This window comes from Arthrobacter sp. P1_B11 (assembly GCF_056406715.1).
This window is the reverse complement of sequence record NZ_JBFTZQ010000021.1, coordinates 1-26,222: the sequence shown is the minus strand read 5'-3', so window position 1 is coordinate 26,222 and position 26,222 is coordinate 1. Positions and strand designations below refer to the sequence as shown.

Here is a 26,222-nt window from a genome sequence, read left to right as displayed (position 1 = left end):
CGGTTGCAGGGTGCAATACCGCCCTCGGGCGTGGCCGCCGGTGAATGGGTGACAGAAGCTGTTAACGCTAACAAAATGCGCGTCGGGAAAAGTATTGGACATCTTCGCGGTGTTGTAAAGAGGCTTGACAAGTATTGCTGTCGGATGAACTGCCCCCCGGACCCCTCCCGGGATTCACCCTCGTCCCCCACCGGACGCGCGGCCGGCCGAGGAGGCAGCCAAGTCACCGAATTGTGACCCGGACTACTTGACGGCGTTCTTTGTTAGCGTTCACAATGAGTCGCAGAGCTCATCGGCTCACTTGCAGCAATGGCGGTGTTCGAGATTCTCCCGCCTGCATGTAACTAACGCTTCCGGGAGGATGTTGTGTTTAAGAAGTCCCTTATTGCGGTTGCCGCCGCATCGATGCTTACCCTGACCGCCTGCGGCGGAACCGGCAGTGCTGCCGGCAACGCGGGCAGTGACAAGGTCACCATGGGTTTTGCCCAGGTCGGTGCCGAAAGCGGCTGGCGTACGGCCAACACCAAGTCTGTTCAGGAGTCCGCCAAGACGGCCGGGATCGACCTGAAGTTCTCCGACGCGCAGCAGAAGCAGGAGAACCAGATCAAGGCGATCCGCTCCTACATTCAGCAGAAGGTCAGCGTCATCGCCTTCTCCCCCGTAGTGGAGTCGGGGTGGGATACCGTGCTGAAGGAAGCCAAGACCGCGAAAATCCCCGTAATTCTCACCGACCGCGCGGTGGATTCGTCCGATAAGTCCCTGTACAAGACGTTCATCGGTTCTGATTTCGTCGAAGAGGGCAAGAAGGCCGGAGACTGGCTCGTCAACGATTCCAAGTCCGCCTCCGGCGCCGTGAACATCGTCGAAATCCAGGGCACGACCGGATCCGCGCCGGCCAATGACCGGAAGAAGGGTTTCGCCGATGCCATCCAGGCTGACCCGAAGCTCAAGATCATTGCCTCCCAGAGCGGGGACTTCACCCGCAGCGGCGGCAAGCAGGTCATGGAGGCCTTCCTGAAGAACAACCCGAAGATCGATGTTGTCTTCGCCCATAACGACGATGAGGGCCTAGGCGCCATCGAAGCCATCGAAGCAGCCGGCAAGGTCCCGGGCAAGGACATCAAGATCATCACCATTGACGCGGTGAAGGACGGCATGACGGCCCTGAGCAACGGCAAGATCAACTACATCGTCGAATGCAGCCCGATGCTCGGTGACCAGCTCATGGATCTGGCGAAGAAGGTTGTCGCCGGTGAGAGCGTTCCGGAGCGTGTCGTGACCAAGGAAACGACCTTCACCCAGGAGCAGGCGAAGCAGGTTCTCGCCAGCCGCCCTTACTAAGTCCGGGCACCCCTGAACGACCGTGCGGCGGCGGATCACCGCCGCCGCACGGCAGCCCGCCGCTCGGCAGAACTAGCACAGAAAAGATGCGAGGATGAACGAAATCGTTCCGGTCGTCGAGATGACCGACATAGCTATTGGATTTCCAGGAGTTAAGGCGCTCGACGGAGTCGACTTCCGCCTGTTCCAGGGTGAAGTGCACGCCCTCATGGGAGAGAACGGTGCAGGCAAGTCCACCCTGATCAAGGCCTTGACCGGCGTGTACACCATTGATTCCGGCACGATAACGGTGCTTGGCGCGCCCCAGCAATTCTCGACTCCCGCCGAATCCCAGGCGGCCGGCATCAGCACCGTCTACCAGGAAGTCAATCTGTGCACCAACCTGACGGTTGAAGAAAACGTGCTGCTCGGACGGGAGCCGCGCCGCCGCGGCACCATCGACTGGAAGGGCGTCCGTTCCCGGACCAGGGAGGTCCTCGCAGAGCTGCATCTGGGCCATGTTGACCCCGGATCCCTGTTGTCCTCCCACTCGATAGCGGTCCAGCAGCTCATCGCCATTGCCAGGTCCGTGGAGATCAACGCCAAGGTCCTCATCCTGGATGAACCAACATCGAGCCTCGATGCCGATGAGGTCAACCAGCTTTTCCGTGTCATCCGGGACCTCCGTGACCGCGGAGTGGCCATCCTGTTCGTCTCCCACTTCCTCGAGCAGGTCTACGAGATCTCCGACCGCATGACCGTGCTCCGCAACGGCAAACTCGTGGGCGAGTACATGACCCGCGACCTCTCCCGGATGGAACTCATCTCCAGGATGATCGGCAAGGACATGGAAGCCCTCGCCGAACTGGACCACGCCCCGGCCCGGACGCGGGCCGGTTCAGCTGCCGGGCTGCCACCCTTCCTTGAGACCAGCGGTCTGGGCCGGAAAGGATCGGTCTCCAACGTCGACCTATCCATCTACCCCGGTGAAGTCGTCGGGCTCGCGGGTCTGCTCGGAGCGGGCAGGACGGAGATTGCCCGGCTCATCTTCGGCGCCGACAGGGCCGATGAAGGCTCTCTCAAGATCAAGGGAGACAGCCAGAAACTGCGCTCCCCCCGCACCGCCATCGACAAGCGCATCGGGTTCTGCTCCGAGGACCGCAAAGAGGAAGGCCTCATCGGAGACCTGTCCGTGCGCGACAACCTGGTGCTCGCCATGCAGGCCAGCAAAGGCTGGGCCCGCCGCATCCCCCGCCGTGTCCAGGATGAACTGGTAGCCGAATACATCGCAACCCTGGACATCCGCCCCGCGAACCCCGATGCGCTGATCCGCAACCTCAGCGGCGGAAACCAGCAAAAAGTTCTCCTCGCACGCTGGCTGGTCACCTCCCCCGAACTGCTGATCCTCGATGAACCGACCAGGGGAATCGACATCGGCGCGAAAACCCAGATCCAGAAACTGGTCAACAAGCTCGCGGACGAGGGGATGTCCATCCTCTTCATCTCCTCGGAACTGGAAGAAGTACTTCGCCTCAGTGACCGCATCGCGGTCATCAAGGACAGGGCGATGGTCGCCGAAATCAAGAATGACGACGTCTCCGTGGAAGACGTCATGACGGTCATCGCCGGAGGTGCCCAATGAAATCCCTTATGAAAAACCGCATTGCCTGGCCGGTCATCGCCCTCACCCTGCTACTGCTGCTGAACCAGATCTTCCGGCCGGACTTCCTGAGCCTGAGAATGCAGGACGGCCACCTCTACGGCAGCATCATCGACATCATGCGCAACGGCGCTCCCACTATCCTTATCGCCCTTGGCATGACCCTGGTCATCGCCACCCGGGGCATCGACCTCTCGGTCGGCGCCGTCGTGGCGATCGCCGGCGCAGCATCCTGTGCCTACATCGTAGCCTCCCCGGAACCGGCCTCTCCCGTCACGGCCGCCACGGCCGTTCTCATCGCAGTAATCGCCGGGCTCCTACTGGGGGTCTGGAACGGCTTCTTGGTCTCCACCATCGGTGTGCAGCCCATCATCGCAACCCTGGTCCTCATGACCGCCGGACGCGGCATCGCCCAGCTCATCACCGGCGGCCAGATCATCTCCGTCTCCAACGACTCCTACAAGTCCATCGGCGCCGGATACCTCCTCACCCTTCCGATCTCCATCCTGATCACCGCCGCCGTCTTTGTGCTCGCCGCCGTCCTCACCCGGCGCACGGCCCTGGGAACCCTCATCGAAGCCGTCGGCATCAATCCCGTCGCCAGCCGGCTCGCCGGTATCCGCGCACGGAACATCATCTGGATCGTCTATGTCTTCAGCGCCGCCTGCGCCGCAATCGCCGGCCTGATGATCAGCTCCAACGTCACCGCCGCCGACGCGAACAACGCCGGACTCTACATCGAAATGGACGCCATCCTCGCCGTGGTCATCGGCGGCACCTCACTCGCCGGCGGCCGGTACACGCTGGTGGGAACCGTCGTCGGAGCCTTCATCATCCAGACCCTCACCACCACCGTTTACACCCTCGGTATCCCGCCGGAAGTGACGCTGGTCTTCAAAGCCCTCGTCGTCATCACCGTATGCCTGCTGCAGGCACCAAAGGCACGGAACCTGCTCAGGAACCTCAAAGCCGGCCCCAAGCCCGGCTCAAAGAAACCCGACTCGAAGGAACTCGGCTCTAAGGAAAAGGTCGCCGTCTGATGTCACCCCTGTCCACGCTGACGCCACCGACAGTCAAGAAGCCCTCCCCCGCCCGCAGCCGCATTCGCGGAGGAGCCCGCTATGCGCCCACCCTTGCAACACTCGGGCTCTTCATCGCCATGTTCGCCGTGGGCGCCGGGATGTACCCGAGCTTCCTCTCCGGCCAGGTGTTCCTAAACCTCTTCATCGACAACACCTTCCTGATCGTGCTCGCCGTCGGCATGACGTTCGTGATCCTGACCGGCGGCATCGACCTCTCCGTCGGAGCCGTCGTCGCACTGTCGATGATGGTCAGCGCCACCCTCCTCCAGCACGGCTGGAATCCGGCCGCCGTCATCATCCTGGTGCTTCTTATCGGCGGCGGGCTGGGCCTGCTGATGGGGCTGATCATCCAATACTTCGACATCCAGCCCTTCATCGTCACCTTGGCCGGCATGTTTCTCGCCCGTGGCCTCTGCTACGTCATCAGCCTCGACTCGATCCCGGTCACGGATGAATTCTTCACGAACATGGCCCAGGCCCAGATCCCGCTTCCGGGGGACCTCTTCGTCTCCCCCGGCGCTCTCCTCGCCCTCGCGATTGTGGCCATAGCCTTCTTCGTCCTGCACCACACCCGCTTCGGGCGGACCGTGTATGCGATCGGGGGCAACGAACACTCCGCGATGCTCATGGGACTGGCGGTCACAAGGACCAAAATCCTGGTCTACGCACTCAGCGGCCTCTGCTCCGCCATCGCCGGAATCCTGTTCTCCTTCTACAGCCTCTCCGGCTACAGCCTCGCAGCCCAGGGCATGGAACTCGACGCCATCGCCGCAGTTGTCATCGGCGGCACCCTGCTGACCGGCGGAACCGGCTACGTCCTGGGATCTGTGGTGGGCGTGCTCGTACTCGGAATTGTCCAGACCTTCATCGCCTACGACGGAACCCTCAGTTCCTGGTGGACCAAGATCGTCATCGGAGGCCTGCTCCTCGTCTTCATCCTGCTCCAGCGGCTATTCGCCAGAAGAGCCTAACTGCGGCAGTCCCACGCCATTTCCAGCCCTCCGTGGCTGTCCGGATTTGTTCACACACCAATTCATCAGCTCCATAACCATTTCACCCCTTCGCTGCTGCGCCGCGCGGGCTGCCGATTAGTGCTGCCGCCCGCACGCTGCGAAGGGGACCCAGGAAGGATGCCTTCAGCATGAATGTTCCCATCAACACGCAGTTTTCACGCCGCTCGTTCCTCGGCACCGGGACTGCCACAGCTGCCGCTGTGCTGCTCGCCGGCGCCGGCGCCGGCGCTCTGGTGACTGCACCAGCCGCGGCTGCCGCCCCCGCCGGTTCAGCACCGGTCATCAACCCCATCGTTCCGCAACGGGCGGACCCGTGGCTCATGAAGCACACGGATGGCAAGTACTACTTCACCGGCTCTGTGCCCGAATACGACCGGATCGTCCTCCGCTCTTCATCCTCCATCTCAGGACTGGGCGGCTCCCCGGAAGCTGTGGTCTGGACACGGCCTGTCACCGGGACAATGGGAGGCTACATCTGGGCACCGGAGCTGCATCACTTTGACGGGAAATGGCACATTTACTTCGCCGCCGGCGACAGCGACGACGTTTTCCGGGTGCGGATCTACGTGATATCTACCGCCGCCGCGGACCCGACCACTGCGGTGTGGGAGCCGCCAGTCCGGGTGTACACGCACGCCGACTCTTTCTCACTGGACGCCACCACGTTCGAGCACGCCGGCACGCGGTACCTGATCTGGGCCCAAAGCGACACCGGCGTGAATTCGAGCCTCTTCATCGCTTCCATGTCATCACCGTCCACTCTCTCCAGCGCTCCGATCCGCATCGCAGTGCCAACCCTGGCCTGGGAAACCCGGGGATACAAGGTGAACGAAGGGCCCGCCGTGATCAAACGGAACGGCCGCATCTTCGTCACCTTCTCCGCCAGTGCGACGGACGCCAACTACTGCATAGGCCTGCTGACGGCGAATGAAGACGCCGATCTGCTTAACGCGGCCTCCTGGACCAAGGCCCCGACGCCGGTTCTGGCTACGTCCGACGGGTCAAAGCAGTACGGGCCCGGTCATAACTCCTTCACGGTGGATGAAGCAGGCAAGGACGTTCTCGTTTACCACGCCAGGTCCTACCGCGACCCGATCGGCAACCCGCTCTTTGACCCCAACAGGCATGCACGTGTTCAGCGACTGTACTGGAACGCAGATGGAACGCCCGATTTCGGCGTCCCCGTCGGGGACGGCGAACTGCCCGTCAGAATGGAACCCGCATCGGCCCCGGGCGCCTACCTGGTCCATGACGGAACAACCGTCACCGCCTCGTCGGCACCGACGCTGGGAGCGTCCCAGTTCCGGATTGCTCCCGGCTACGCCAAGAAAAACTCCGTCGTCATCGAACCCGTCCTGGCCAAGGGGCGTTATCTTCGGATCCAGGGCTCAACGGTGGCGATCGCTTCCACCGCGGGGTCGTCGTCGGCGTTCATCCGGCGGGGTGGCCTTTCAGATCCGGCAGGAGCCTCATTCGAGTCGGTCGACCTGCCCGGTTCGTATCTGTTGCTCCGGCAAGGCGTCCTGACCGTAGCCAAAGTCGGCAAGAACGACAGGGCCGCCGCAACTTTCCTTCTGGACTCCTGACCGCACGGTAAGGGTACGAATCACTGGTGATGTGGTGGTTCCACCGCAGGGCCCGGCACGCTCCCCGCTGCCGGGCCCTGCGTTTGCCACCCAGCGTCAACGCAACGGGGGGACGGGCCTGCGTCAACGCAAATCGAGCGACGGGCCTGACGCTGGGGAAGCAAAGGCGGGAATTGATCAGCTGGATCGGCGGCGCCTATCCAGCCGGACGCTCACGGTCCGGACGGTGACGCAGTGGTGGAGCGAACCACAAGCCTTGGGTTCACGACTGACGACGCACCGGAATGGCCGTTGGCCATATCGAAGAGAAGCATCTGCATGCAGCGGGCTCCGAGTTCCTTGAACCCCTGATTGACAGTGGTCAGGGGCGGGACCAAATAGGCGGCCTCAGGCTGGTCGTCGTAACCCACAACACTGATGTCCAGCGGTACGCGAAGGCCGGCCTCGCTAAAGGCACGCAGGGCGCCAAGCGCCATCTGGTCATTGGCCGCGAAAACGGCGGTGACGTTGCCGGCGGCCGCAAGTTCAAGCCCGGCCCGGTAACCGCTTTCGGCGCTCCAGTCGCCTCGGATCAGCACGGAGTCGGGCAGCCCTGCCTGGGCCAGAGTACGCCGCCAGCCGTCAATGCGGGCGGCTGCGTCGATCCAGTCCGGCGGCCCGCAAACATGCGCGATGGCTGTATGGCCAAGGTCCACCAGGTGCTGCACGGCGAGGCTGGCACCCATCCGCTGGTTCACCGCGGCGACGCTCAGCCGCTCGCCAACGCCGAAGCCCACAGCCACCAGCGGGGCAGCCATGCTGATGGTGCTCAGCGATTCAAACATTGTCTCGTGGGGCACGATGACGACGATGCCGTCCACTGACTGCATCATGAAGTATTCGAGGGCGTCCTTGATCGCGGCCGAAGTGACTTCGTCAAGGCTGGCCATGCTGACGAAATAGCCCTTGTCCCGCGCTGCCTGCTGCACCCCCAGGAGCGTATTGGCCGGACCGTAATGGGACATGTCACTGCCCAGAACGCCGATGGTCTGGGACCTTCTCGTGACCAGGCTGCGCGCTGCCGTGTTGCGGCGATAGCCCAACTCTGCGATGGCCTTTTCGACCCGGTCGCGGGTTACCGTGCTGACGTTCGGATGGGCGTTGAGGACGCGCGAGACAGTCTGGTGTGAAACGCCGGCCAGTTTGGCCACGTCCTCCATCACGGGGGGACGCCTGATCTCTGAACCCAGTGACATTCCCACCCCCGACGTTAGCGCTAACAATCAGCTTACCAGCCCGGGTGCATTTGGGACGCCGGAAATTTCTGCCGGGGCGGATCAGACGGGGGCGATCAGCCGGGCGGATTGGGCTGGAGTGCGGCGATCAGGCGGGGGCAGAGGTACTGCGCCGCACCACCAACTCGGGCTCCACCACCGTGGCGCTTACGCCGTCGCCGTCCCCGATAGCGGTCAGCATCAGATCCATGCAGCGCCGGCCGAGCTCCTCGAAGTCCTGGCGGACCGTGGTGAGCGGCGGCGTGAAGTAGCCCGCCTCGGGCTGGTCGTCGAAGCCGACCACGGAGACGTCCTCGGGCACGCGGACTCCGGCCTCATTGAAGGCGCGCAGCAGGCCAAGCGCCATCTGGTCGTTCCCCACGAAAATCGCGGTGGCGGTGCGTTCCGCGGCGAGCTTCCTGCCGATCTCGTAGCCGCTGCCGGCGCTCCAGTCACCAGTCATCAGGAGATCGTCCTCAAGGCCCGCGGTACGCAGGGCGGCGCTCCAGGCCTCGGCCCTCGCTACACCGTCGATCCAGTCCTGCGGTCCGGCGACGTGCCCGATCCGCCGGTGGCCCAGGTCAATTAGATGCCCGACGGCGAGTTCGGCCCCCCGCGTCTGGTCCACCATGGCGCCGCTCACGGCGTCGTTTCCCAGCGAACCGACCGCCACTACCGGTACACCGAGCTTCAGTTCCGCGAGGGCGAGCAGGGTTTCGGAGTGGGGCACGCTCACCACGATGCCGTCGACGGACTGGTCCATGAAGTGCCTGACGGCGTCGAAAATGGATTCACGGCTGACGGACTTCAGCGCCGCGATACTGACGAAGTAGCCGGCGTTCCGGGCCGCCTGTTCAACCCCCAGCAGCGTATTGGCAGGACCGTACTGGGAGAGCTCGCTGGCCAGGACGCCGATGGTCTGGGAGCGTCGGGTGACCAGACTCCGCGCCGCCGTGTTGCGCCGGTAACCCAGTTCGGCAACGGCCGCTTCGACCCGCTCGCGCGTGGCCTTGCTGACGTTGGGGTGGTTGTTGATCACGCGGGACACTGTCTGGTGCGAGACCCCGGCGAGTTCCGCCACATCCTCAAGCCGCGGCAGCCGCGCGTTGCTTTTCGTCATGGGCTTATTCTGCGCGACTCGGCGGCACAAGCACGAATAGGCACCCGCCGAAGGCAGAAAGAAGGCACAAAGAGGGCAAACAAAAAGTCCCCGGTTTCCTGTTGCCAGGGAACCGGGGACTTTCCACTCTTCGCTAAAAGAGTGGGCCCTGTGGGGCTCGAACCCACGACCCACGGATTAAAAGTCCGATGCTCTACCAACTGAGCTAAAGGCCCAAACTGACCGTTGAAGCGCGTGCCAGCGGCACACAAGACGCGTGTCAGTTCCAGTCCATTTCTGGACGTTTAATACTGTACCGCAGTCCGCGGCGCCTTACTGACGGGCCTGCCGCCGCCGCCGTCGTTTTCAATTCTGTCCCGCCGGCGGCCGCGACGCTGCCCCCGGGGGGCCAAAACCCCGCGCTCGATTACCGTCCGGCACAGGAGTAGCGTGGGACCATGAGCGAGAAAGCAGGAACCAGCGGTCCGGGCGGGGCGGAACGGCACCACAAACCGAAGCCTTTTGCGCCCATTGATTTTGAGCCTTTCGCGGGCGGTGCGGATCCGGCACGGGTCTCCGAAGCGGCCCACCTGGCGGCCCAGGCGCTGGTGCGCCACGGCCGCGACAGCGACGATCCCGTCATCACCAGCCGCCTCGTGAAGCTGGCCGACGAGCAGGGCCTCGAAGCCATCGCCGAGATGTGGGCCGAAAGCCCTGCACGCTCGCTGCCGGGCGCCCTGTGGCGGCTGTACGCCCTACGCGCGGCGACGGTCCAGGACCCCGAACGCATCTCGGTCTACTTCAAGGCAGGCAAGGACACGGCCCAGGTCTCCAACGTCGTGGCGGGAGCCGCTGAGCCGCCAGGGGCCGACGAAATGAAGACCATGGCTGATGCCATCTTGTCCGGAGCATTCGACGGCGACTTCGATGTCGCGCTGGAGCGTTCGGCCGCCTTCTGCCGGGTTGTTGCGCTGGGACAGGCCACCCTGGCCGACGGTGCGGACCACAGCAACGAGAGCCACGCACGCAAGCTGACGCGGAATTCGCACCTGCTGGTGAAGACCGCCGAGGATCTTGAACATGCAGCCAATGCGTGGCGGCTGGGCGAGCTGGACTGACCCCATCGGACCGGATCTGTCAATGTTGACTTGGTCCCGCCAAAGTAGAACACTGAAACTGGTGCCGAGCCGCGAAACCCCCGGGCTTCAACATTTAGCCGCCTAGAGCGGCCTACCGCCGAGAGGCGTATCCGGTTCGGCACCATTTTCATGCCCGGATGCAGCTGCCGGTAAAGTACTGACTAGCTGCGGGCCGGCGTCAAGTCATACGGGCCGCGGTTCCCCGCCCTGACGATCCTCCGGAGACCGGTACTCATGAAGCTGCGCCTTTTTCCCCAGGAGCCCGCGGGGCTGAACCTCCTTTCGCAGCTGGCCCGGCAGATTGTCTTCGCGAGTGCCACCATGGCGGAAATCCTGGGTGCGCCGGCCACCGAGCATGACCGGCTCGTGGACGACATGCACAACCACGAGGCCAAGTCCGCCGAACTGCACTTCGCCCTGCTGACCCACATGCGGACCAGTTTTGTAAACCCGCTCCCGCGCGAGGACATGTACGGGCTGTCCCTGTGCCTCAATGAGGCCATGGAGAGGCTGGACGCCGCCGCTGAACTGGTGGCGCTGTACAAGCTGGACCGGCTTCCGAAGCGCGCGGCGGATCAGCTGGAGATCATCAGCCGCCAGGCCGAGCTCACAGCGGACGCCATGCGCCGGCTGAATGACCTGGACGAACTTGAGGACTACTGGATCGAGATCGTGCGGCTGGCCAAACGTGCTGAACGGACGCACCGGGTCTGGGTGGCGGACATGCTGAAGGACATGAAGTCCGCGCAGTATGCCCGGAACAGGGACATCGCCAACCAGCTGGTGGATGTCACCAAGGACATGCGGCGCATCGCCACCCAGGTAGGCAGCATCATCGTCAAGGAATCATAAGGTGACGGCGTTCATCTTCGGGCTTGTGGTGGTTCTTGCCGCGGCTTTCGCCTTCATTAACGGCTTCAGGGACGTCTCCAACTCCGTGGCCGTGGCCGTCCGGACCCGTGCTCTGACGCCAACTGTCGCGGTGCTGCTGGCGGCCGTCTTCAACTTCGTGGGCGCCTTGCTGAGTGCCGGCCTGGCGGTGGCCATCAGCCAAAACTGGGTAACTCTGCCGCAGGGCGACAGCGGTCTCACTGTCCTCGTGGCAGGGCTGGCCAGCGCCTGCATCTGGGGCCTGCTCCTTTGGTGGCGGGGTGTGCCCTCGTCCTCCACCCATGCGCTGGTTGGCGGGTTGGCCGGCGCCGGAACCGCGAGTGTGCTGGTGGGTGGAAACTCCGTAAGCGGCGTGGATCAGTCTCTCCTGTTCCAGGTGGTGCTCCCGCTGGCCCTCTCCCCGGTCATCGCGTTCATTGGCGCCTACCTGCTGGTCTTCCCTGTCACGTGGGCAGCCCGGTATGCGCAGCCGAGCGTCGTCAATCAGCGTTTCCGCGCTGCCCAGTCAATAGCTGCGGGCGCCGTCGCGTTCGGCCACGGACTCCAGGACGGTCAGCGTGTCAGCGCCGTCCTCCTCCTGGCCACCCTGGCGGCGGGGTACGGCGACGGCGGTTCGGTCCCGTTCTGGGTAGTGATGCTCTCGGCGGTCATGATCGCCGTCGGCACGCTGTTCGGGGGCTGGCGGATCTGCCACACGGTGGGATACAAGCTCATTCGGATAGATCCGCTCCGCGGGGTGGTTGCGCAGGGCTTCAGCGCCATCCTGCTCTTCATCGGAGCCATCGGGCTCCACTGGCCCATCTCCACCACGCACACCGTCACGTCAGGGGTGCTCGGTGCTGGGGAAAACCAGCACGTGTCCGGAACGCACCGGAGGCTAGTGGTGCACATCCTCTCGCTGTGGGTCCTGACCCCCGCTGCCACGGCAGCCGGAGCATTCGTGCTGGCGCTTGCGCTCTCTCCGCTCACCGGGGCTTAACCGCGCATCGGCTGCTCCGTAACTGTTCACTTGGCCAGTCACGGAACAACCGATGGGTGTTTAGCGGGCGGCGTGGCCGCCGCGAAGTCGCTTAGCTGCGCGAAGGGGTTTATCCGAAGCGGCCGGAGACGTAGTCTTCCGTGGCCTTGTTGCTGGGGTTGTTGAAGATGGTGCTCGTCTCGGCGAACTCGATGAGCTTGCCCGGCTTGCCGGTACCGGCAATGTTGAAGAACGCCGTCCGGTCGGACACGCGCGCTGCCTGCTGCATGTTGTGGGTCACGATCACCACGGTGTACTGGTCCTTCAGCTCGTTGATAAGGTCCTCAACGGCCAGGGTCGAAATCGGATCCAGGGCGGAGCACGGCTCATCCATGAGGATCACCTGCGGTTCCACGGCGATGGCACGGGCGATGCACAGGCGCTGCTGCTGGCCGCCGGACAGGCCCGAGCCGGGCTTTTCCAGCCGGTCCTTGACTTCGTTCCACAGGTTGGCGCCCTGGAGCGAGCGTTCCACGAGGGTATCAGCCTCGCCCTTGGAGATCTTCTGGTTGTTCAGCTTCACGCCGGCCAGCACGTTGTCCCGGATGGACATGGTGGGGAACGGGTTGGGCCGCTGGAAGACCATGCCGATCTGGGAGCGAACCGTGACGGGGTCCACGCCCGGGCCGTACAGGTTGTCGCCGTCGAGCAGGACTTCGCCCTCGACGCGGGCACCCGGAAGGACCTCGTGCATGCGGTTGAGGGTCCGCAGGAAGGTGGACTTGCCGCAGCCGGAGGGGCCGATGAACGCCGTGACGGACTTGGCTTCGATGTTGATGCTGACGTCCTCGACGGCCAGGAAGTTGCCGTAGTAGACGTTCAGGTCTTTGACGTCGATGCGCTTGGACATGATGTTCCTTAACTTGCTGGTATGGATTGAAGTCTAGGTCCCGGCGGCCCGGCGGGAAACGGCCCGCCTAGCGGCCGGTCTTCGGGGCGAAGACCCTGGCAATCAGGCGTGCGCCGAGGTTCAGGAGCATCACCAGGATGATGAGCACCAGGGCGGCGCCCCAGGCCCGCTGCGAGGAGGGGTCCGGGTTGGACGGCGAGGTGGGGTTCAGGATCTGCGTATAGATGAACGTGGGCAGGGAGGCCATCCAGCCGCCGAACACATTGTTGTTGATGCTGGTAGCGAATCCTGCAGTCACCAGGATGGGGGCGGTCTCGCCGATCACGCGGGCGATCGCCAGGGTGACGCCGGACGCGATGCCGGAAATCGCCGTCGGGATGACCACTTTGAGGATGGTCCGCCATTTGCGGACGCCGAGGGCGTAGGCGGCCTCGCGGAGCTCGTTGGGGACGATCTTGAGCATTTCCTCGCTGGAGCGGACCACCACGGGGATCATCAGCACGGAAAGCGCGACGGCGGCGACGGCACCGGTTTTGGTGCCGGGGCCTACCACGGCGAAGAAGAAGGCGGCGGCAAAGAGCCCTGCCACGATGGACGGGATGCCGGTCATGACATCTACGAAGAAGGTGATGGCGCGGGCCACGGAACGGTCGTTGCCGTACTCCACGAGGTAGATGGCGGTGAGGAGGCCCACCGGCACGGAAATGACCGTGGCCAGCAGGGTGATCTGCACCGTGCCGAGCAGCGCGTGGTAGATGCCGCCAAGGACGGGTGCGCCGCCCTCCGCGGCCTTGTTGTCATAGACACCGGTGACGCCGTTCATCGACGTGCCGAGGAATCCGGGGGTGATGATGCCCGGGATGCCGTTGACCAGGACGGTCCAGATGACGGAGATGAGCGGGAGCAGCGCGATCAGGAAGGAGCCCACCACGAGGCATGTGGCGAGTTTGTCCTTGGCTTTGCGGGAGCCTTCCACGGCCGCGCTCCAGCCCACCAGGCCAGCGGCGAAGAGGATGGCGGAGACGATGCCCCAGCCGAAGGCGTTGAAGCCGATCAGCGCGAGGATGGCCGCCCCGAGGACCAGCGCTACGGCCAGGACGGCGTACGGGGCGAATTTTGGCAACTGGCCCTTGGTGAGTGCGGACCGCTTGCGGGCCGGGGTCAGGGTGGAGGTCATTTAGTTTGCTCCCGAGAATTCTTTGTGCCGGGTGATGATCCAGCGGGCAACCATGTTCACGCCCAGGGTGATCACGAACAGGACCAGCCCGGCGGCGATCAGGGTGGCGACTTTCAGGCCTCCCGCTTCGGGGAAGTTCAGCGCAATCTCGGCGGCGATGGTCTGGTTGCCGGACTGGATCAGGCTGGCGGTGAGAGCACCAGAGGAGAGCACCAGCGCAACGGCCATGGTCTCGCCGAGGGCGCGACCGAGGCCCAGCATGACCGCACTGATGATGCCGGGGCGGGCGAAGGGCAGGACTGCCATCTTGATCATTTCCCAGCGCGTGGCGCCCAAAGCAAGGGCGGCCTCTTCGTGCAGTTTGGGGGTTTGCAGGAAGATCTCGCGGGTCAGCGACGTGATGATGGGCAGGACCATGACGGACAGCACGATTCCCGCCGTCAGGATGGTCTTGCCCGTGGAGGAAGCCGGTCCGTGGAAGATGGGCAGCCAGCCGAGGTTTTTCGCGAGCCACTCGTAGGCAGGCGCGATTTCCTTGGCCAGGAAGGCGGCACCCCATGCGCCGTAGATAACCGACGGAATGGCGGCCAGGAGGTCCACCACATAGCCAAGGCCCGAGGCCAGCCTGCGCGGGGCATAGTGCGAGATAAAGAGCGCGACGCCGATGGCCACGGGGGTGGCGATGACCAGGGCGATGATGGCGGCGATAAGGGTGCCCACGACGATCGGCCAGATATAGGCGAAGAAGCCCTGGCCGCCCTGGATGTCCTCCGCAGGGGCAGTGAATGCCGGGATGGCCTGGATGACGAGGAACAGCGCAACGCCAAACAGCACGGCGAGGATCAGGCACCCTGCCGCCAAGGTTGCCCCTGAGAAGACTTTATCCCCGGCACGTCCTGCGCCCTGGGGGTTGGTCAGGGAGGTGGTGGTCATACCTGGCCCTTCGGTGTTGATGTTGCGGGAGTGCGGAACTTTTCGAAGCTGCGAATTACACGGCTAAGTTCCCCGCCCTGCCTTGCGGCGGGGCGGGGAACTCGGCCGTTTGGGTCAAACCTTACGACTTGACCTTGATGGACTCGACCGACTTGACGGCCTTTTCGGCCAGGGTGGAGGACAGCGGAGCCGACTTGGCGGACTCGGCAGCGGCCTTCTGGCCCTCTTCGGAGAGTACGTACTTCTCGAAGGCCTTGACCAGATCGACGGTTTCCTGCTTGGCGTAGGTGCTGCAGAGAATGTGGTACGAAACCAGGACTACCGGGTAGGCGCCGGATTCCGTGGTGGTGCGGTCCAGCTTGATGGCACCGTCGTTGGCCCCGCGGCCCTCGACAGCCTTGCCGAGGTCCACAGCCTTGGAGGCGGCTTCCGGGGAGATCTTGACGAACTCGGAGCCGACCTTCATCTCGGCGGTGCCCAGCTTGCCGCCGACAGCGGAGTCATCGGCGTAGGTGACAGCGCCGGGGGTGTCGGTGACGGTCTTGACGACGCCGGAGGTGCCCTTGGCGTTCTCGCCCTTCAGCGAAGCGGGCCACACGCCGTCAGCCTTGTCTTTCCAGACGTCGGGAGCCGCAGCGGAGAGGTACTCGGTGAAGTTCTTGGTGGTGCCGGAGTCGTCAGAGCGGCTGACCGGGGTGACCTTGAGGTCCGGAAGCTTGGCGTCCGGGTTCATGGCGGCGATTGCCGGGTCATTCCACTTGGCGATCTCGCCGCGGAAGATCTTGGCCGCGGTGGAGGCATCCAGCTTCAGGTCCGTAACATCCGGCACGTTGAAGGCGATGGCGATCGGCGAGATGTAGACGGGGACCTCGATGGCGCCGTCCGGGCCGCACTGGTCCTTGGCCTTGGTGAGCTCCTCGTCCTTAAGGTAGGCATCGGAACCGGCGAACTGCGCCGAGCCGTCAATGATGGCCTTGCGGCCTGCGCCGGAACCGTCCGGGGAGTACTGCACGGTGGCGCCCTGGTTTGCGGTGGCGAAGTTGGTCTTCCAGACGTCCATGGCCGCGCCCTGCGCGGAGGAGCCGATGCCGGTCAGGGTGCCGGTGACCTTGGTGCCGGCAGCGGACTGGGTGCCTGCCGGGGAATTCGTGGCGTTGTCTGAACCGCAGGCTGTGAGCGCGAGTGCGCCAGCGGCGATGACAGCGATTGCCGCGTGGCGGCCGAAGCGGAGTGCCTTCACTTGGGTGTACCCCTTCCAGGGTTTCTGATGCGATCCGAACCGGAGACGTTCGGATTGGGAGCTGCGTACGTTGTGTACCTTCATTGAAGTTAGGGGTCCCAGGTAACGAGTATTGGGGTCCAAGGTGAACGGAGGATTAACGACGGCGGCATATTGGCTTACACATGCAGGGTCCCCATTGCGCTGGACGCGCCTCAGTCGTAGTGGGTCGGGCGTCGCATTGCGCCACGGCTAAATTTGGGAAGGGGTTTTGTGATGCAGGGCAGGTACAGCAGTGGCGTGCCGGCCCGGAGCGTGGGCCCGGGCTCAGTGTTCCGGCTTGTCGCGGGCGTCCTTCTGGTGCTGCTGGAGCTTCTCTTCTGAATCCCGGCGCCGCTGGCCCACGGTGCGCGTTTGGTGCGTGTACGGTGCGCTGTGATCGTCATGGCGTTCGGCGGGTGCCTTCTTTTCCTCGCCGTCAGGACCGGCCTGATCAGTGCCTGGCCGTTCAGTGCTGGGCTGATCCGCAGTGGGGTTTTCCGGCCTGGGTTCTGTGTTTTCGCTCATGGTTGCATGCTCCCACTGTGCTCGTGCCGGTGAAAGATGCAGCTCTGGTGATCAGCAGCCTTCCCTGCAGAGAACGGGTGCAGGCGTGGCCGCCGCGTGGCACGATGTGCGTTATGGAGACCCCCGGAGACCTGGACGCCCATCGCCTGGCCGGCGGGCCGCCGTCGGACGCGGACATTGATCTGTACCGCAGGCTCAGCGCCGACATCGCGGCCGGCGTGGCCGTCGTTTCCACGTCCCTGCGGAACCGCGATTACGCAGCCACGGTGAGCGCCTTCCTCTCCGTCTCCTACGATCCGCCGACCCTGCTGGTCAGCCTCTATGCGGAGTCCCGGATCGGCGAGGCGGTGGCGGAGGCGGGAACGTGGGCACTGAGCCTGCTGTGCGGCAAGCATCAGGGCGCCGCGAACTGGCTGGCCAGTCCCGGGATTCCGCTACAGGGGATGCTCGCCCAGGTTCCCTACCGCCGGGGTCCCGCCACCGGATCGGCGATCCTCAACGGAGCGCTCGCCTACTTCGAACTGCGGACTGTTGCGACCCATCCGGCCGCCACGCACCTGCTCGTTGTGGGCGAGGTCCTGGCCATGGGCAGTGATGCTGCAGCGGCCGAGGCCGTGGATCCGCTCATCCATTTCGGCTCCCAGTACCACCGCCTGGCACCCTAAACGCATGCGACCTGACCGCGGCGCAGCCGGGCGACGAGGGTGGCGGCGAGCAGCGCCGTCGTAATCTCCAGGGCGATGACACCCAGCGAAGCCGAGGGGGCTGCGGCAGTTTCCGCAAAGGCCTCGGTTCCGGCGATGCCGGCGGCTCCGACGGCCGCCGCCGTTCCGTGGCTGTGGCTGGCCGGTCCCGCGGCGAGGAGCAGGACAGCGTGGAGGAGCGCCATCGCCAGGGCGGAGGCCATGACGCGGTGGAGTGTGCCGACGCGGACGTGTCGCCAGATGTGCACCGAACACGGCAGGCATACGGCAACCATGGCCAGCATCGAGAGGTTCAGCCACAGCGCATGGTGGTTGCCGGCGACCAGCCACAGGTGGAGGAGGCAGGAGCCGGCCGTCACGGCGGCGCACATCCGCGAGTGGAGCCTGGGCCCGGCTGCCCGGCCCCATGCCTGAATCGGTGTCATGAGCTAGCTGCTAACCATGGCAGTGGCCGCCGGCTGCCTGGGCTGAAGCGGGAACGTCCAGGACCGGGCTGCGGTCGAAGAAGCCCTCCGGCCGCAGCTTGAACCCCACCGTATCCACGGGCATGATCGGCCAGTCTTCGGGCCGCGGGAAATGGGTAAGTCCGAAGGTGTGCCAGACAACAATGTCCTGGCCGTCGATGTCCCGATCCTGGGCAATGTAGGCGGGCAGGCCCGCTCCTCCGGCCTGCTGGTTCACGAAGTCGCCGGTGGGGTACCGCTCGTCTTCCGCGAAGCGGGTCACCCACAGGTCCTTCGTGGCAAATGCCGCACGCTTGGCGATGGAGGAGTCGCGATCAGCCAGGAGGGTCGGCTGAGCCTCGGTGTGGAGCTTGTAGCCCACGGGCTCCCCCAGGCGGTTCCTTGAGCCCGGGTTGGAAATGACCCAGGTCCGGCCGCTGCGGGCGTCAGCTTCACGGGCGGCTTCGGACTCCCGGGCCAGCAGGGTCCGCCTCCGCGAGAAGGCGTTGCCCCGCTCGTTGCCCTCCCCGATGGCCTGACGGACTACATCCTCTTCTTCCACCCTGTTGGTGAACCCGTCGATTGCCATGTCCAGCCGGGCGCTGAAAAGGTGCTGGTGGAAGGGGGCGCCCAGGCCCGGCGCCAGCTGCGAGATATTGTCCGAGCCGCCCTCCGGGTACGCGCTCGTGAAAACGACGCCGGTGGCCTTGGCCTCGAACTCGATGGTGCCGTCGAGGTAGAGGTACCAGTAGAAGCCGTAATCGTAGTTGCCGATGGTGGTGAAGAAGGAAATGACCAGTCGGCGGTTCCGGCGGGTGTAGTTGATGCCTGACCAAAGGTCGCTGTGCTTGGCCAGGATGCCCCAGTCCTCCTCGTGCATGCAGATGCCGTTGCGGATTTCGCGCGGGTTGCCGAACGCGTCGCTGATCACGGGGCTGAGGTAGGTGATGTCGCCGAGGCAGTCACAGCCCAGTTCGAGCGAATTGGCGTACTGGCCCACCAGGTATTCACCGGTGTCGAAGTAGTTCTGCCAGGACCGGATGGGCGACGGGTCGCCGTAGGGAACCACCATCTCGGCAATGGATGCGCGGTTGATGATGGGCCGCTTGCGGTCGCCATCCTGGAACGCAATGTTGTGCAGCACCACGCCCTCGCGGACATCGAAGCCGACATCGACGCTCCACTTTTCCCACTCAACATGGTTTCCGCCCGCGACGGTAAAGCTGGGTCCCTCCGGCTGCGTGATGCTGATGGGTTTCTGGGACGTGCGAAGCGGTCCGGTGAGCTCCGGGTCGGTGAAGTTGCCGTGCTCTGCCGGAACGGGGACCACTCCGGTGTCCAGCACCTGCGTCACGGTTTTTCTGACGACGTCCACGTAGGCAACCAGTCCGTCAACGGGGTGCGCCCAGGCGCTGTCCTCCGGAAACTCCTGCACGAAAGCCAGGCCGCGGAGGATGCGGCGTCCTTTTTCATCGGGGTACTCAAAGACGCCTGCGGAGAGCGGCGCGACGCGGACCTTGGCGACGTCAAGGCCCCTGGCCGCAAGCGCGGCCAGCCAGCGCTCGTCAGATGCCAGCAGTTCCTCAACGACTTCAAACTCCTCTTCCAGGACGGGCAGTTCGCCCGTGGCGGCGGTGTCGAGTTCGACGGCGGCGGTCACCGTGCCGCTCGTGGCGGAGACCGTGACATCCAGGGGTCGTCCGCCGGACACATCATGGACGAAGACACGGAAGCGCCGGTCCTGGGTATCCGGAGCCGCGCCCCGGGCCGGATCCAGCAGGCCGAGGTACGCTATGCGCTTCTCCGGGCCAAGAAGTCCCCCGGCGCGGAGGATGCCCTGGACGTCGGTGATTTCAGTGCCCGTTGCCAGGCGGTACTGGGTGGCTGTGTCAGCTGGTGCGAGTGTCATGAGCGACCTTTGTCCGGGACCGTGGTTCGGTCGGGATTTTTATTTTCTATAGTTGTAGAGAATAACCGTCCGTAAGATGGCTCACAATAGCCAGATGCCACATATTTCCGGGGAGCGGCAGCGTGCCAAAGATTGTTGACCATGATGAACGGCGTCTGGAGCTGGTGGATGCGACCTGGCGGATCATCGCCCGGCTGGGCATTGAAGGCGCCACCATGAGGGAGATCGCACTCGAGGCCGGGTTCGCGAACGGCGCCCTGAAACCGTACTTCCCCACCAAGGACACCCTGCTGACGTTCGCCTTCGGCCACGTCTTCAACCGGACCAATGAGCGCATCGGGGAAGTGACCGCAGGCAAGACCGGCATCCCGGCGCTGCGGGCCTTCTGTGTTGAGGTGCTGCCACTGGACTCCGAACGCGTCAGTGAAGCGCGGATTGTCATTCCCTTTTGGCAAAAAGCCATCAACGATCCGGAAAAGGCCGCCATCCACCGGGAGTCCATGGAGCAGTGGCACGCGGCGATTCTGGAGTACCTGGCGCAGGCGCGGGAGTACGGAACCGTCAGTGCCGCCGTCGACGACGCGGCGGTGGCCGGCCACCTCCTGAACATGCTGCTGGGCGCGCAGATCGCCGCCGCCCTGGCCCCCGAAGGGCAGGTAGATCCGGGGTTGAGCGAACAGCTGGAGGCGTTCCTGACTCTCTTGGAGGCGAAGAACTGATCTTTTTTCGACATGCGTCGAAAAAAGATGACACGGCGGAATTTCGGCGCTAACCTGAAATGACTGTGTTCCAGGACACAGTCTGGGGACCGAAATTCAGGTGGCCGTCCGTCGTCAGGAACATCCAATGTCTGCAACAACAGTCCGCCCGGTGGGCCAGGACCTCACCTCCAACGTGGCCGCGTCGTTTGACCACTGGCGACACCTCGTGGCGCAGTCCTTCGTGCCGCTGACCGCGGAGACGGACCGCCCCGACTCCTTCCGCGGCCGCATGCGGTCCAGGGTTCTGGACCGCATGTGCATCGTGGAGGTGTCGTCCACGTCCCACAGCGTCCACCGCACACCGGCCCTCCTGGCGCAGTCGGACCAGCGCTATTTCAAGCTCAACCTCCAGCTGGAGGGGACCGGCCTCCTCATCCAGGACAACCGCGAAGCCGTGCTGCGCCCCGGGGACCTGGCCATCTACGACACCAACCGCCCCTACACCCTCGCGTTCGAAGAGCAGGCCCGGATGATGGTGGTCATGTTCCCGCACGACTCGCTGTCCCTGCCGCCGGACTACGTGGGGCAGCTTTCCGCGGTCCGCTTGGCCGCCGGGCACGGGCTGACCAGTATTGTGGGACCGTTCATCGCGCAGCTCGCCGGCAATCTCGAGGCGCTCAGCGGCCCCAGCGGTTCCCGGCTGGCCGCCAATACCCTTGACCTCGTGTCAACGATGCTCCATTCGGAACTGGACCTGGCCGCGGACAGCATGAAGCCCCAGATGGTGCTGGCGACATCGGTCCGCGAATACATCGACACGAACCTCGCGGATCCGCAGCTGTCACCGGCCAGCATTGCGGCGGCCCATTTCATTTCGACGCGCCACCTGCACAACGTCTTCCACGAGTCGGGCACAACAGTTGCCAGCTGGATCCGGAGCCGGCGGCTTGAACGGGTTCGCCGCGACCTCAGGGACCCGCTACATTCCGGAACCTCAGTGGGCGCAGTGGCAGCGCGCTGGGGATTCCTGGACGCAGCGCATTTTAGCCGCACCTTCCGGGACGCCTTCGGCGAATCCCCCAGCGACTGGCGGCGCGGCGCCTGACCCACCGAACTCCCGGCCCGGCGGACGGGGTTCAGCGGTCGAGTACCGCATACGGGACCCTGCCCAGGCCCTAGATCAGCCCCTGGGCCAGCATGGCATCAGCCACTTTGACGAAGCCTGCAATGTTCGCGCCCAGCACGTAATTGCCGGGTTGTCCGTACTCGTCCGCAGTCGCGGCGCAGCGGTGGTGAATGCCCACCATGATGTCCGTGAGGCGCTGTTCCGTATGGTCGAAGGACCACGAGTCACGGCTCGCGTTCTGCTGCATCTCCAACGCCGACGTGGCCACGCCGCCCGCGTTGGCGGCCTTGCCGGGGCCGAACAGCACGCCAGCATCCTGGAACACCGCCACGGCTTCACGGGTTGAGGGCATGTTGGCACCCTCACCGACGGCGAGCAGCCCGTTGCGGACCAGCCTCGCGGCAGCATCGCCGTCGAGCTCGTTCTGCGTGGCGCACGGCAGTGCGACTGTGGCGTCGACGTCCCACACCGAGCCGGCCTCCACGTAGGAAACGCCGGAACGGCGCAGCACGTAGTCCTTGAGGCGTCCGCGTTCCACTTCCTTGACCTGTCGGAGCAGGCCGACGTCTATTCCCGCCTCATCCACGATGTAGCCGGAGGAATCCGAGCAGGCCACCACTGCGGCGCCCAGTGCCTGCGCTTTCGCGATCGCGTTGATCGCCACGTTGCCGGAGCCGGATACCACCACGCGCTGCCCGTCGAAGGACGTTCCCCGGGTCTTGAGCATCTCGTCGGTGAAGATCACCGTGCCGAAACCGGTGGCTTCGGGCCTGACCAGCGAGCCTCCCCAGGAGATGCCCTTGCCCGTCAGGACGCCTGATTCATAGCGGTTGGTGATCCGCTTGTACTGACCGAAGAGATAACCGATTTCGCGGCCGCCGACGCCGATGTCGCCCGCCGGCACGTCGGTGTACTCGCCGATGTGGCGGTACAGCTCGGTCATGAACGACTGGCAGAACCGCATCACTTCGGCATCACTGCGGCCGCGGGGATCGAAATCGGAGCCGCCCTTGCCGCCGCCGATGGGCATGCCGGTGAGGGCGTTCTTGAAGATCTGCTCGAAGCCGAGGAACTTCACGATGCCGAGATAGACGGACGGGTGGAAGCGCAGACCGCCCTTGTAGGGGCCAAGCGCGGAGTTGAACTCCACGCGGAAACCGCGGTTTATCTGTACGCGGCCGGCATCGTCGGTCCACGGCACGCGGAAGATGATCTGCCGCTCGGGCTCGCAGAGCCGTTCCAGGATGGCGGCTTCGAGGAACTCGGGGTGCCGGTCATGGACGGGGCCCAGGCTTTCAAACACCTCGGTCACCGCCTGGTGGAACTCGGCTTCGCCCGGGTTTCTGGCCAGGACGGTATCCCTGATGGCCTCGAGCCGTGCATCCATGGTGATTCCTTACGTCGAACCGGGCGCGGGAAGTCTCCGGCATACGCTTTTATTGAAACTTCAACATATCCAATTGTGACTGCGCGGGCCGCGCATGGCCAATCGGTCTTCGACTAGCCTCCGTATTGTGACATCTAATTTCCATGAAACGAAAACAATGGCCTCGGGTTGCGGCCCGGCGGGGGACTTCTGATGGCCCATATTTGCCTGCTTCTCTCCGGGGCCGCGCTCCTGATCAACGGGCTCGCAGCGCTGAAGCTGCTCCCCCGCAGGGACGCCGCCGTGTTCAGCCTGGTCATCGGCAGCATCCAGCTGATCCTGGGCATCACGTACCTGGGGATTACCGGCGGCCGCGGTGGTGACGCCGGCGGAACACCCCTGCTGCTCGGCGCGGCCGGAATGTTCCTCTTCGGCCTGACGTACGTCTATGTGGGGCTGGATTTCCTGCTGGGGCTCGGCTCCAAAGGCCTCGGCTGGTTCTGCGGGATGGTGGGCGCATGCGGCCTCCTGCTCTCCGCGGCCTGGTCCGGGGAGGATCCTCTTCTGGCCGTTCTCTGGCTCTGCTGGACCTACCTGTGGATGCTGTGCTTCCTTCAACTGGCGCTGGGGTTCGAACGCCTCACGCCCCTCATTGGGTGGTCCCTCGTCCTCACCAGCCAGGCGTCAGCCACGGTTCCGGCGTTCATGGGCATCACAGGGCACTGGCCCACCGACCCCGAGGCGGTGATGGGGGCGGCGGCCTTCATCGTGGCGCTTTTGCTGCTGGCCGGCTGCGTCGGGTGGCGCGGGCGGCACCGGGACGCCGCGCGCGCCGACGCCGCGGCCGCCCCCGCTCCCCCGTTACCCGGCGGGCTGAGGCTCTAGGATCCGGACCCGCTTCTCCACTCGGACTTCCACCAGCACTCCGGCCAGGAAAATCACGGGAACGGCCACCAGCAGCCCCACGGCTGTTTCGGCGCTTCCGCCGATGAGGGACGTGAAGTTGCTGACCACCAGGTAGAGCACCCAGGCCAGGAGGAGGGACGCGATCCCGGGGGCGAGCAGTGTCTGCCAGTGCTGTCCGGTCACCCGTTCGCGGCGGAAATAGGCGACGACGGCGAGTGAGCACAGCATGTACAGCACCAGCAGCGCTGCCACGGCAAGGCCGCTGAACCACGAGAAAAGGGTCAGGACGGGGTCCATTCCCAGCAGCGCAAACGGCGCGACGAGCAGGGCGGCAACCGCGGTCTGAATCCAGGCCGCGGTGGCCGGGGCGCGGTGCCTATTGGTCCGGGCCACGACGGCGGGCATCGAGCCGCGGAGCGCCAGCGAGTGAAGGTACCGGTTGATGCCGTTGTGGAACGCAATGATGCCGGCCAACAGGGATGTCACCAGCAGGACTCCGGCGGTCACCCCGGCCCATGGCCCGAACATCTCCACGATCGGGCCGATCACGAACGATGTGGCGTCGCCGGACTCCAATGCGGCGCCTGCGGCATCGGCGACGCGTGACGGGCCGTAGAAACTGACCAGCATCCAGGTGATGAAGGAGAAGAAGACGGCGATGATGCCTACAGAGAGATAAGTGGCCCGGGCAACGGTCCGGTGCGGGTCCTTCGCCTCGGCGGAGTAGATGGCCGTGGATTCGAAGCCGAACATGGACGCCACCGCGAACATAATGGCGACTCCCGGAGCCCCGCTGGCGATGGCTTCCGGTGCGAACGAGGCGCCGATGTTCAGCCCCTCGGGGCCGCCGCCGTGGAATAGGACAGAGAATCCGAACATCAACAGGATGGCCACTTCCAGGCCCACCAGGACCGCAAGCACGCGGGCACCCAGCTCGATGTTCTTCGATCCCAGGACCTGGACGCCGGCCATGGTGACCAGTGCGAGCAGCCACCATGGAAGCGTCACCCCGGCCGATGCCAGCAGGCCGGAGAACGCGGCACCGTACAGCCCGTACATTGCCGCCTGCACCGTGCTGTAGGCCAGCAGTGCAAGCCACGCCGCCCCCGCACCGACCTTGCGACCGAACGCTGCCGTGACGTAGGCGTAAAAGGCGCCGTTGGTCTGCACCTTCCGGCTCATGGCCACAAAACCGACGGCGAAGATCACAATGACAATGCCGACGACGAGGTACGCGCCGGGGGCGCCGGCACCGTTGCCGAGCGCTGCAGCCAGGGGTGCTGCTCCGACGATTCCGGTCAGCGGGGCCTGCGCGGACAGGACAAAGAACAGAATGCCCAGGACTCCGATGCTGCCTGCGCGCAGGGCGGTGGAGTGTTCCTGGCGGGAACCGGGTTCCGCGGTCCGGGATTCGGGATTCGAAATACTCATTGGATCCTTCTTAACGGTCATGAGTGCTGGGATTGTGCTGGGGAATGTGCTGCAAAACTTGGGATGGGTGCCGGGGCCTGGCAAGGGCTGCACCGTGAAATCCAGCATGGCAGTCGCCTCCGGCTGCGGCTTGTCTTGCAGCGATCAGTTCTTGTTCCTGAGCGCAATCACACCCATATGATCCCGTTCCGTTCGCTCCCGCACAACAGCCCTTCGCGGATAGACAAGACCCGCGGCGTGCGGCGGAGCACGCTTGAAGCAGCGCTGACAGGCCACACCGGCCTGCGGTCCCTGACCTACTCGAAGTGGAGTACCCCATGGAAACCTACGATGCCCTGCTGGCCTCGATCACCCCGGAGTCCGGCGAAACCCGGACCATCCTTGACCCCGCCACCGGAGAAGCAGTCGGTGAGGCGCCGGTCCACAGCGTCCAGGATCTGGAGCAGGCTATTGCCGCCGCATCGGCCGCCCAGCCGGCGTGGGCGGCGCTGGGCCACGACGCCCGGAGCTCCGCGCTCCTGAAGGCTGCCGACGCCGTCGAACGCTCCGCCGAGGAACTCGCCCGCCTGCTCTCCCGCGAGCAGGGCAAGCCGCTGAACGGCCCCAACGCCCGCTTCGAAGTCGGCGCCTGCGCCGCCTGGCTGCGCGCCGCCGCCGGAACGCCGCTGGAGGCGGAAACCGTCGTGGACGACGGCGAAACCCGCGCCGAACTGCACTACCGGCCCATCGGCGTCGTCGGCGCGATCGGCCCGTGGAACTGGCCCATGATGATCACCATCTGGCAGATCGCCCCCGCCCTGCGGATGGGCAACGCCGTGGTGGTCAAACC

24 protein-coding genes and 1 tRNA gene are annotated in these 26,222 nt (G+C 64.8%); 13 read left to right on the top strand and 12 right to left on the bottom strand.

What is annotated here, in order from left to right:
• The first annotated feature begins 366 nt into the window (after window positions 1–366).
• The 5 genes from AC1D14_RS15860 (at window position 367) to AC1D14_RS15840 (ending at window position 6,661) form a co-directional block, all read left to right on the top strand.
• A complete protein-coding gene (locus tag AC1D14_RS15860; protein WP_230119249.1) occupies window positions 367–1,341 on the top strand; it encodes an ABC transporter substrate-binding protein in 975 nt (324 codons plus the stop codon).
• A 94-nt stretch (window positions 1,342–1,435) separates the two neighbouring features.
• Window positions 1,436–2,962, top strand: a complete 1,527-nt coding sequence (locus AC1D14_RS15855) for a sugar ABC transporter ATP-binding protein (RefSeq protein ID WP_230119248.1) — start codon at window positions 1,436–1,438, stop codon at window positions 2,960–2,962.
• Window positions 2,963–2,970: 8 nt separating this feature from the next.
• Window positions 2,971–4,020, top strand: a complete 1,050-nt coding sequence (locus tag AC1D14_RS15850; protein ID WP_230119247.1) for an ABC transporter permease — start codon at window positions 2,971–2,973, stop codon at window positions 4,018–4,020.
• Entirely contained in the window at window positions 4,020–5,033 is a 1,014-nt protein-coding gene (gene yjfF, locus AC1D14_RS15845) for a galactofuranose ABC transporter, permease protein YjfF (protein WP_476968751.1), read from the top strand. Before AC1D14_RS15850 ends, yjfF begins: the two co-directional genes overlap by 1 nt.
• A gap of 170 nt (window positions 5,034–5,203) precedes the next feature.
• Entirely contained in the window at window positions 5,204–6,661 is a 1,458-nt protein-coding gene (locus AC1D14_RS15840) for a family 43 glycosylhydrolase (RefSeq protein WP_476968750.1), read from the top strand.
• Between the two features lie 212 nt (window positions 6,662–6,873).
• Here the strand turns inward: AC1D14_RS15840 and AC1D14_RS15835 are convergent, their stop codons facing one another.
• From AC1D14_RS15835 to AC1D14_RS15825, 3 genes are all read right to left on the bottom strand, one after another.
• Window positions 6,874–7,896, bottom strand: coding sequence for a LacI family DNA-binding transcriptional regulator (locus tag AC1D14_RS15835; protein WP_476968749.1), 1,023 nt, complete (start codon window positions 7,894–7,896; stop codon window positions 6,874–6,876).
• 127 nt (window positions 7,897–8,023) lie between these two features.
• Window positions 8,024–9,034, bottom strand: coding sequence for a LacI family DNA-binding transcriptional regulator (locus AC1D14_RS15830; protein WP_230119243.1), 1,011 nt, complete (start codon window positions 9,032–9,034; stop codon window positions 8,024–8,026).
• Window positions 9,035–9,176: 142 nt separating this feature from the next.
• A tRNA-Lys gene (locus AC1D14_RS15825) sits at window positions 9,177–9,249 on the bottom strand.
• 222 nt (window positions 9,250–9,471) lie between these two features.
• Here AC1D14_RS15825 and AC1D14_RS15820 point away from each other — a divergent pair.
• The 3 genes from AC1D14_RS15820 to AC1D14_RS15810 all read left to right on the top strand — a co-directional run bounded on the left by AC1D14_RS15820 (window position 9,472) and on the right by AC1D14_RS15810 (window position 12,022).
• Complete coding sequence (locus AC1D14_RS15820; RefSeq protein ID WP_230119242.1) at window positions 9,472–10,131, top strand: hypothetical protein; 660 nt, start codon at window positions 9,472–9,474, stop codon at window positions 10,129–10,131.
• Window positions 10,132–10,386: 255 nt separating this feature from the next.
• Entirely contained in the window at window positions 10,387–11,004 is a 618-nt protein-coding gene (locus AC1D14_RS15815) for a DUF47 domain-containing protein (protein ID WP_476968748.1), read from the top strand.
• A 1-nt stretch (window position 11,005) separates the two neighbouring features.
• Complete coding sequence (locus AC1D14_RS15810) at window positions 11,006–12,022, top strand: inorganic phosphate transporter (protein WP_476968747.1); 1,017 nt, start codon at window positions 11,006–11,008, stop codon at window positions 12,020–12,022.
• A 109-nt stretch (window positions 12,023–12,131) separates the two neighbouring features.
• Here the strand turns inward: AC1D14_RS15810 and pstB are convergent, their stop codons facing one another.
• From pstB to AC1D14_RS15785, 5 genes are all read right to left on the bottom strand, one after another.
• Window positions 12,132–12,911 (bottom strand): phosphate ABC transporter ATP-binding protein PstB, encoded by a 780-nt coding sequence (gene pstB, locus AC1D14_RS15805; RefSeq protein WP_476968746.1) that lies wholly within the window; start codon window positions 12,909–12,911, stop codon window positions 12,132–12,134.
• Between the two features lie 67 nt (window positions 12,912–12,978).
• Window positions 12,979–14,088, bottom strand: coding sequence for a phosphate ABC transporter permease PstA (pstA, locus tag AC1D14_RS15800; RefSeq protein ID WP_476968745.1), 1,110 nt, complete (start codon window positions 14,086–14,088; stop codon window positions 12,979–12,981).
• Window positions 14,089–15,021 carry a phosphate ABC transporter permease subunit PstC gene (gene pstC, locus AC1D14_RS15795; protein WP_476968744.1) on the bottom strand — a complete coding sequence of 311 codons (933 nt, stop codon included), beginning with the start codon at window positions 15,019–15,021 and terminating at the stop codon, window positions 14,089–14,091.
• A gap of 121 nt (window positions 15,022–15,142) precedes the next feature.
• Window positions 15,143–16,261, bottom strand: a complete 1,119-nt coding sequence (gene pstS, locus AC1D14_RS15790; RefSeq protein ID WP_230119237.1) for a phosphate ABC transporter substrate-binding protein PstS — start codon at window positions 16,259–16,261, stop codon at window positions 15,143–15,145.
• A 306-nt stretch (window positions 16,262–16,567) separates the two neighbouring features.
• On the bottom strand, window positions 16,568–16,807 hold the full coding sequence (locus AC1D14_RS15785) for a hypothetical protein (protein ID WP_476968743.1): 240 nt from the start codon (window positions 16,805–16,807) through the stop codon (window positions 16,568–16,570).
• A 113-nt stretch (window positions 16,808–16,920) separates the two neighbouring features.
• Here AC1D14_RS15785 and AC1D14_RS15780 point away from each other — a divergent pair, with 113 nt between their 5' ends.
• Window positions 16,921–17,472: a flavin reductase family protein gene (locus tag AC1D14_RS15780; RefSeq protein WP_476968742.1), complete on the top strand. Its 552-nt coding sequence runs from the start codon at window positions 16,921–16,923 to the stop codon at window positions 17,470–17,472.
• On the opposite strand, the gene AC1D14_RS15775 is transcribed toward AC1D14_RS15780, so the two are convergent.
• Window positions 17,469–17,936, bottom strand: coding sequence for a hypothetical protein (locus AC1D14_RS15775; protein WP_230119234.1), 468 nt, complete (start codon window positions 17,934–17,936; stop codon window positions 17,469–17,471). The two genes, AC1D14_RS15780 and AC1D14_RS15775, sit on opposite strands and share 4 nt — an antisense overlap.
• A 10-nt stretch (window positions 17,937–17,946) precedes the next feature.
• Window positions 17,947–19,863 (bottom strand): primary-amine oxidase, encoded by a 1,917-nt coding sequence (locus AC1D14_RS15770; protein ID WP_476968741.1) that lies wholly within the window; start codon window positions 19,861–19,863, stop codon window positions 17,947–17,949.
• A gap of 122 nt (window positions 19,864–19,985) precedes the next feature.
• Between AC1D14_RS15770 and AC1D14_RS15765 the strand changes: the two genes are divergently transcribed.
• Complete coding sequence (locus tag AC1D14_RS15765; protein ID WP_230119232.1) at window positions 19,986–20,582, top strand: TetR/AcrR family transcriptional regulator; 597 nt, start codon at window positions 19,986–19,988, stop codon at window positions 20,580–20,582.
• A 127-nt stretch (window positions 20,583–20,709) separates the two neighbouring features.
• Entirely contained in the window at window positions 20,710–21,669 is a 960-nt protein-coding gene (locus AC1D14_RS15760; RefSeq protein ID WP_230119231.1) for an AraC-like ligand-binding domain-containing protein, read from the top strand.
• Window positions 21,670–21,739: 70 nt separating this feature from the next.
• On the opposite strand, the gene gdhA is transcribed toward AC1D14_RS15760, so the two are convergent.
• The gene (gdhA, locus tag AC1D14_RS15755) at window positions 21,740–23,077 is read right to left on the bottom strand and encodes an NADP-specific glutamate dehydrogenase (protein ID WP_476968740.1); all 1,338 of its coding nucleotides are present in this window, start codon (window positions 23,075–23,077) and stop codon (window positions 21,740–21,742) included.
• A 192-nt stretch (window positions 23,078–23,269) separates the two neighbouring features.
• Between gdhA and AC1D14_RS15750 the strand changes: the two genes are divergently transcribed.
• Window positions 23,270–23,941 (top strand): AmiS/UreI family transporter, encoded by a 672-nt coding sequence (locus AC1D14_RS15750; protein WP_230119229.1) that lies wholly within the window; start codon window positions 23,270–23,272, stop codon window positions 23,939–23,941.
• On the opposite strand, the gene AC1D14_RS15745 is transcribed toward AC1D14_RS15750, so the two are convergent.
• Entirely contained in the window at window positions 23,918–25,393 is a 1,476-nt protein-coding gene (locus AC1D14_RS15745) for an APC family permease (protein ID WP_230119228.1), read from the bottom strand. The two genes, AC1D14_RS15750 and AC1D14_RS15745, sit on opposite strands and share 24 nt — an antisense overlap.
• A gap of 317 nt (window positions 25,394–25,710) precedes the next feature.
• On the opposite strand from AC1D14_RS15745, the gene AC1D14_RS15740 reads away from it, so the two are divergent.
• Window positions 25,711–26,222 (top strand): aldehyde dehydrogenase family protein (locus AC1D14_RS15740; protein ID WP_476968739.1); only part of this gene is annotated, 512 nt, incomplete at its 3' end.

Coding starts and splice junctions, on each gene's coding strand:
- AC1D14_RS15855 (WP_230119248.1), top strand. CDS start 1,436: ATGAACGAAATCGTTCCGGTCGTCGAGATGACCGACATAGCTATTGGA.
- AC1D14_RS15850 (WP_230119247.1), top strand. CDS start 2,971: ATGAAAAACCGCATTGCCTGGCCGGTCATCGCCCTCACCCTGCTACTG.
- yjfF (WP_476968751.1), top strand. CDS start 4,020: ATGTCACCCCTGTCCACGCTGACGCCACCGACAGTCAAGAAGCCCTCC.
- AC1D14_RS15840 (WP_476968750.1), top strand. CDS start 5,204: ATGAATGTTCCCATCAACACGCAGTTTTCACGCCGCTCGTTCCTCGGC.
- AC1D14_RS15835 (WP_476968749.1), bottom strand. CDS start 7,896: ATGTCACTGGGTTCAGAGATCAGGCGTCCCCCCGTGATGGAGGACGTG.
- AC1D14_RS15830 (WP_230119243.1), bottom strand. CDS start 9,034: ATGACGAAAAGCAACGCGCGGCTGCCGCGGCTTGAGGATGTGGCGGAA.
- AC1D14_RS15820 (WP_230119242.1), top strand. CDS start 9,472: ATGAGCGAGAAAGCAGGAACCAGCGGTCCGGGCGGGGCGGAACGGCAC.
- AC1D14_RS15815 (WP_476968748.1), top strand. CDS start 10,387: ATGAAGCTGCGCCTTTTTCCCCAGGAGCCCGCGGGGCTGAACCTCCTT.
- pstB (WP_476968746.1), bottom strand. CDS start 12,911: ATGTCCAAGCGCATCGACGTCAAAGACCTGAACGTCTACTACGGCAAC.
- pstA (WP_476968745.1), bottom strand. CDS start 14,088: ATGACCTCCACCCTGACCCCGGCCCGCAAGCGGTCCGCACTCACCAAG.
- pstC (WP_476968744.1), bottom strand. CDS start 15,021: ATGACCACCACCTCCCTGACCAACCCCCAGGGCGCAGGACGTGCCGGG.
- AC1D14_RS15785 (WP_476968743.1), bottom strand. CDS start 16,807: ATGAGCGAAAACACAGAACCCAGGCCGGAAAACCCCACTGCGGATCAG.
- AC1D14_RS15780 (WP_476968742.1), top strand. CDS start 16,921: ATGGAGACCCCCGGAGACCTGGACGCCCATCGCCTGGCCGGCGGGCCG.
- AC1D14_RS15775 (WP_230119234.1), bottom strand. CDS start 17,936: ATGACACCGATTCAGGCATGGGGCCGGGCAGCCGGGCCCAGGCTCCAC.
- AC1D14_RS15770 (WP_476968741.1), bottom strand. CDS start 19,863: ATGACACTCGCACCAGCTGACACAGCCACCCAGTACCGCCTGGCAACG.
- AC1D14_RS15760 (WP_230119231.1), top strand. CDS start 20,710: ATGTCTGCAACAACAGTCCGCCCGGTGGGCCAGGACCTCACCTCCAAC.
- gdhA (WP_476968740.1), bottom strand. CDS start 23,077: ATGGATGCACGGCTCGAGGCCATCAGGGATACCGTCCTGGCCAGAAAC.
- AC1D14_RS15750 (WP_230119229.1), top strand. CDS start 23,270: ATGGCCCATATTTGCCTGCTTCTCTCCGGGGCCGCGCTCCTGATCAAC.
- AC1D14_RS15745 (WP_230119228.1), bottom strand. CDS start 25,393: ATGAGTATTTCGAATCCCGAATCCCGGACCGCGGAACCCGGTTCCCGC.